The following is a 5,246-nucleotide window of genomic DNA, read 5'->3' as shown; positions in this document are numbered from 1 at the left end:
CCAACATCGCCCGCGCAACCCGACGCGCCAACCGCCGCCCACACGACCTCATCGCGGCCGTGACCAGCAGTTACCCGAGAACGCAATGACCCTGGGGTGATGAGCGCGCGGATCGGCACCAAGGGATTCAGCGACAGCCATATGGAGGGCGTCCCCACGACGCCCACAGGCGTCTATAGCATCGGCTCCACCATGTACGGCGTGCACGCCAACCCTGGCGTCAAGTACAGCTACCACCAGCTCGTGGCGAACGACTACTGGGACGAGAACCCCAGTTCGTCCACGTACAACAGCTTCGTGCACGGCACGAACCCGGGCGGGTACAGCGAGGCGCTGTGGCAGACCGTGCCGCAGTACAACTACTTCGCGGTCATCAACTACAACATCCCGGTGAGGGCAGCCACCCCGGCCCGCGGCAGCGGCATCTTCCTGCACGTCATGGGGAGCGGCGGTACCGCCGGCTGTGTCTCGTTGGCACAGTCCAATCTGCTCCGGGTACTGGAGTGGCTGGATCCGGCCGCCTCTCCACGCATCGTGATGGCGCCCAGCCAGAACCTCGGCCGCTACTGACCGTCCCGAGGGCCGCGCGGTCGGCCGGCGGGGCAGCGGGCAGGAAGCAAGACTCGTAGCAACAGCTGCGGCCAGGTGCCGCCGGACAGAGGCTGGCCGGCCCAATGGGCCGCCGCTCCCACCAGTCCCTGGTCGATCGAGATGTCTGGCAGCATGGCGGTCGGGGAAGATCCCGACGACGTCGGTGCGGCGGCGGATCTCGCGGTTGAGGCGTTCCTGCGGGTTGTTCGACCAGATCTGCCGCCAGATCTACTTCGGGAAGCCGGGTGAAGGCCAGGACGTCGTCGCGGGCAGCCTCGACCGCCACAGCTGTTTTGCCGCCGCCTGCGGCGCCGGTGACGACCACCGCGGCCGGTGCCGGGCCGCGCACGCCAGCCAGCGCCACGCCAGCCAGCACCGCGAGAGGGCGGCGCCCTTCGCCGAGAGCGACCTCGGGCCCCTCACCGCGATGCTCCAGCGGTGACCGACCGCCGATCGCCCGGCCCGTCGGTGACGGGCCGGGCGTCGGGTGTCACGGCAGCGTACGGATCCGCAAGGTCACCATCTCCGGCTCGGCCAACTGGTCAGTGACCGCGTAGATCTTGTTGCCGGACACGGCCAGCCCCCCGTCGACCAGGTTGTGCGCCCACGTCTCCTGGTTCGGTAGGTGCCCGAACTCGTACGTGGCGATCGGGGTGGTGCTGCCCGGCTCGAAGACCCAGACGTCCTTGTCGTACGACGAGTTGGTGCCGGCGACGACGAGGCCGTCGGGCCGGATCGCCACGGCGTTCGGGTACGTCACGGTCGGGTACTGGTGCACCTCGACGAGGTCGGACGTGCGCAGGGCCGGGTGGTAGTACGGCGCGCCCGAGGGAACGATCACCTCGGTGCCGTCCGGGGTGACCGCCAACTGCGCGACCGAGCCACCGTCGGTCCGGCTGATCGCCCGCTGGACCAGCCCCGTCGCGGTGGCCTCGAAGCGGACCAGCAGGGCGGGGCTGGAGCCCGTCGCGCCGGCGATCAGCATGTTGGGCTGAGCGGGTGAGGTGGCCAGCAGCATCGCGGAGCTGATCCGCTCGTCGATGGCGTCGACCGCGTTCACGTTGAACCTGCCGGTCGCGAGGTCGACCCGGCCGATGCCCGCCGTGGGCTCGTTCTCGCACCCCCACGAGACCCAGAGCTGGCCGGCCGCGAAGGCCATGTCCTTCGGGCACGTCATGGTCCCGTCGGTCTTCCCGGTGAACTGCCCGTCCAGTTCCCACGTGTCCAGGTCCACGATCCTGAGCCAGTCCTGGTCGCCGGCGGCGATGTAGAGCTTGCTGCCGTCCGGGCTCAGCGTCATCCCGGCGGCCCCCGGTGCGATGCCTGGAAGGGTGCGAAGGACGCTGCCGTTCAGGTCGGTGACGATCAGACCGTCGGTGCCCTTGCCCCCCGTGATGTAGACCCGGCTGCGTGCCTCGTCCACCAGGATGTCGCCGAACCGGAAGCCGGTGACGTAGCCCGGGATCGGGATCTGGGCGTTCACGTCGGTGCTCGGAGGAGAGGTGGTGGTCGGAGTCGGTGTCGGGCTGGCGGTGGGGTTGGACGTCGGGCTGGACGTCGGCGAAGGGCTGGGATGTGGCTTTCGTTTCGGCCGCGGGGACTCCGGCGTCTTGTCGGCCTTGGACCTGGTGCTGTCGGCGACGAGGTGCGCTTTCGCCGCGGTGTCGTCGGCGGACCGGTCGCTGCCCGCCACGGCGGTGCCCCCGCCGACGGCCAGGAGGGCGAGCACGCCGGCCCCCACCATCCAGATCCGTGCGCGCCGGCCCCTGGTTGCTCTTCGGCTCATCATTCCCCGTTCTGATCCGGTACGCGGCGCGGGCCGGAATGGGACCCCGGCCCGCCGACCAGAGGGCGCTCCGAAGTGCGAAAACGTTACGCGAAACACCATCGGCGCCGAGGCTGCCAGATGAGGCGGAGGAGTGGGCCGGTCTCGGCGAAAGGTGCTGGTTGTCGCCGGTGGTGACGTCGACGAAGCGGTGCACGGCGTCGATGGCGTGCAGGGTGGCCAGCCGCAGCCGGGCCGAGCGGGGCGAGGGGAACAGGGCTCGGGTTGCGTCGGCTTTGCGGCGTCTTAAGCGCCCGGACGCGCCGGGTGCAGGTTTGTGCAAATGACGCAACATGAAGATGGTTCCCATAACTGCCCCCACCTGCACGACTTCGTGGACGAACACTGATAGCACCGGACTTGGTACGCCCCCGCGGGCGTCCATCGGGGTCAGCTCCACGCAGTCGGCGTAACGTCCACGTCTCCTGGGTCGCCTTACTTCATGAGTCGTCATGCCCCTTGACGTAGACGCCCCGCCCAGGCTCTCCATACACGACGCCTCTGGAGTGCAGCACCAGAAGTGCACGCTGCACGGTTGCAACGGAAACGCTGTAGAGCTCTGAGAGCTGACTGTAGGAAGGAATCTTGGATTCGGGTGGGTACTCGCCGGTCGCGATGCGGGCGGCGATGTCGTCCGCGATTTGGCGGTAGGTCATTCGTCGGGGCATGTCACTCCTGGGTTGGCGCCCCGATGAGATCACGGGCACCAGCTCCACTCAACCTCCGACTGACCTAGTGAACTAGGTGCACGTAGGCGCGAGTGGTGTCTTGTGATCCTGGGTTGGCGCCAAGGGGCACGGACCGCTCGGTCGGGCTCGGGCCAGGTTCGGCTCCCGGCCCCGGTTCGGCAGCCGAAGAGCCCGCTCGCCGCGATGCGATGCGCCACGGTCCCCGCCTACGCCCACACGAGCTGCCAATGACGGCGCCCGGATCCGGACTGGTACGGGAAGGAGCAGGCGAGCAACCATGAACCTTGACCCGGATTGCTTGCACCGCAGGGAGTTCTACGGCCTGACGGCCAGCGCCGCCTGCGGTGGCACGGAGCCCCACATCGGCAGACCGCAGCTGCTGGGTCTAATCCCGGCCGACGCCCGTCAGCTCCTCGCCCATCGACAACGGGGGTAAGCCGAGGTGCAAGTCTTCCACGTCAGCCTCACCCTCTGGATCACTCCACCGGGCGACACGTCGCTCCCGATGTTCGTCGACCGCCTGCGCGACCAGCTCATGGAGCTACAGCAGCAGTGGGACGGCGTCATCACACCAAACGTCAAGGGCAATACCGACACAGACACCTGTGAAGTGACGTTAAACGTCAAGGCTGACGACATCACGACTGCGCCCATCGCCGCCGGCCGGGCCGTACGCTTCGCAGCCGACCGCGCGATGCCATCCCGGCGGGTGACCATCAAACGCATCACCGTCCAATCAACGCCGCCTCGACCCGCCACGCTCGCCGACCTGCTTTCCTAATCGCCCGTGGGAGCTAGCGAAAGTGCGCTTTGCCGCGAGCGCGTCAAGGCTCCGGCTCTGGTCGCACCTAGCGCCGTCTGGAGCGCGGGCGCGCGACGTCCCTCCCAGCACTTCATCGCGGCCGTCACCACGGCTCGGTTCGATTGCCAGACGATGGCCGCCAGCAGAACTCAAGGGTCGGCTCCGGCACTATGTAGCCCGGGTCGGACCCGAACATATCGATCTGGAGGACCCGGAAGGCGCATCACTTTCAGATCTGGTTTCGGCTCTCTCGTGCTTCTTCGGCGTTCGTTGACAGCACCGCGCCGGGGTCGACAAGACGCAGGCCGACGCCGCGCACCGCCTGGATCCGCAGCGGGCAGTCCAATTCGTCGAGCTTGCGGCGGAGTCGCTTCACCACCGACCACACGTCGCCCCGGCCGCCGAGGTGGTCGTTGCCCCAGACCGCGCGGTGCAGCGACTCGAAGGTGCAGGTGCGGCCGAGTTGTGCCAGCAGAAGGTACCGAAGCAGGTCGTGCTCGAGGGGCGACAGGGGTACGGCGTGCCCGGACCAGGTTGCCACCCGCCTGTCCGAGTCGACCTCCGGGACGACATCAGCCGTTCCTATGAGGGCTCGCGGGAGCGGCTCGACGACGCGTGGATGGACTGACGGGGCTTCGGCGGGCGGGGCGCTGTCGACAAGTAGCGACAGGAGCTCCTCCGGCGACGAGACCAGCAGCACCGGAGCATGGCCGGTCACCAGCGACGCCAGGCGCACTCTCTCCGCTGTCGAGGAGGCGATCGCGATGATCACCGCCCCGCCGTCGGCTCCCGGTGGACGTTCCATCCGGACGTCCTCGATGGACTTTTCCCCCCGAGCGAGAGTCATCTTTCTCCTTACCTGTGGCCTACTGCGTTCCGCCTGCGTCGCCGGCCCGATATGGAATAGGAGCAGACGCTGGTAGGACCCGGAACGACCCCCCAAGCCCTCTGGGCGCCGTGCGGGTCACGTCGGCTACCCGAAAGGATGATATGAACTATGTGAATGGACGATCAAGCACAGCACGTGAGCAACTTGGCACTAACAGTCGACGAGATCGACAGTTATCGTCAGGGCGATGACGAAGTTGGGCAGAAATTGCCATCGGTTCCGGGTGGGGTGTAGGGGCTCATTGCGCTGGTGTGGCGTTGACCAGCAGCGACACGGCAGGCCGTCGGAACAGTGACCTCGCCGATCTGATCAGGCGACTCGCCGACGAGGAACCCCTCCTGGCGCTACACCGTCGGGGTCTTAGAGGGCATCTTGATCAGGTCGGCGTCGGTGTGTCCGCTTCGGGTTGATCGTCACGCCAGGATGGCGTCGCTTCGTGGGTGAGGCGCC

The 5,246-nt window shown here is 67.7% G+C and carries 5 protein-coding genes and 1 pseudogene; 2 read left to right on the top strand and 4 right to left on the bottom strand.

Annotated elements, in window-relative coordinates; genetic code table 11:
* Window positions 1–99: 99 nt before the first annotated feature.
* Window positions 100–570 (top strand): L,D-transpeptidase, encoded by a 471-nt coding sequence (locus ACFYPS_RS36740; RefSeq protein ID WP_387331083.1) that lies wholly within the window; start codon window positions 100–102, stop codon window positions 568–570.
* A gap of 150 nt (window positions 571–720) precedes the next feature.
* On the opposite strand, the pseudogene ACFYPS_RS36735 reads toward ACFYPS_RS36740, so the two are convergent.
* The 3 genes and pseudogenes from ACFYPS_RS36735 to ACFYPS_RS36725 all read right to left on the bottom strand — a co-directional run.
* Window positions 721–865, bottom strand: a pseudogene (locus ACFYPS_RS36735) (transposase); the annotation flags it as partial.
* A 216-nt stretch (window positions 866–1,081) separates the two neighbouring features.
* On the bottom strand, window positions 1,082–2,335 hold the full coding sequence (locus ACFYPS_RS36730) for a hypothetical protein (protein WP_387331080.1): 1,254 nt from the start codon (window positions 2,333–2,335) through the stop codon (window positions 1,082–1,084).
* A 521-nt stretch (window positions 2,336–2,856) separates the two neighbouring features.
* On the bottom strand, window positions 2,857–3,072 hold the full coding sequence (locus ACFYPS_RS36725) for a winged helix-turn-helix domain-containing protein (protein WP_387331077.1): 216 nt from the start codon (window positions 3,070–3,072) through the stop codon (window positions 2,857–2,859).
* Window positions 3,073–3,547: 475 nt separating this feature from the next.
* Here ACFYPS_RS36725 and ACFYPS_RS36720 point away from each other — a divergent pair, with 475 nt between their 5' ends.
* Entirely contained in the window at window positions 3,548–3,886 is a 339-nt protein-coding gene (locus ACFYPS_RS36720) for a hypothetical protein (protein ID WP_387331074.1), read from the top strand.
* Window positions 3,887–4,136: 250 nt separating this feature from the next.
* On the opposite strand, the gene ACFYPS_RS36715 is transcribed toward ACFYPS_RS36720, so the two are convergent.
* Entirely contained in the window at window positions 4,137–4,754 is a 618-nt protein-coding gene (locus ACFYPS_RS36715) for a winged helix-turn-helix domain-containing protein (protein WP_387331072.1), read from the bottom strand.
* Window positions 4,755–5,246 lie beyond the last annotated feature (492 nt).

Source organism: Micromonospora sp. NPDC005087 (assembly GCF_042872965.1).
Classification (GTDB): domain Bacteria; phylum Actinomycetota; class Actinomycetes; order Mycobacteriales; family Micromonosporaceae; genus Micromonospora.
Note: the sequence above shows the minus strand (reverse complement) of the source record. Positions and strands in the feature narration are given on the sequence as shown.

What these genes read in the sequence shown, in the direction of transcription:
- ACFYPS_RS36715 (WP_387331072.1), bottom strand. Translation starts at nt 4,754, where the DNA reads ATGACTCTCGCTCGGGGGGAAAAGTCCATCGAGGACGTCCGGATGGAA.
- ACFYPS_RS36725 (WP_387331077.1), bottom strand. Translation starts at nt 3,072, where the DNA reads ATGACCTACCGCCAAATCGCGGACGACATCGCCGCCCGCATCGCGACC.
- ACFYPS_RS36740 (WP_387331083.1), top strand. Translation starts at nt 100, where the DNA reads ATGAGCGCGCGGATCGGCACCAAGGGATTCAGCGACAGCCATATGGAG.
- ACFYPS_RS36730 (WP_387331080.1), bottom strand. Translation starts at nt 2,335, where the DNA reads ATGGTGGGGGCCGGCGTGCTCGCCCTCCTGGCCGTCGGCGGGGGCACC.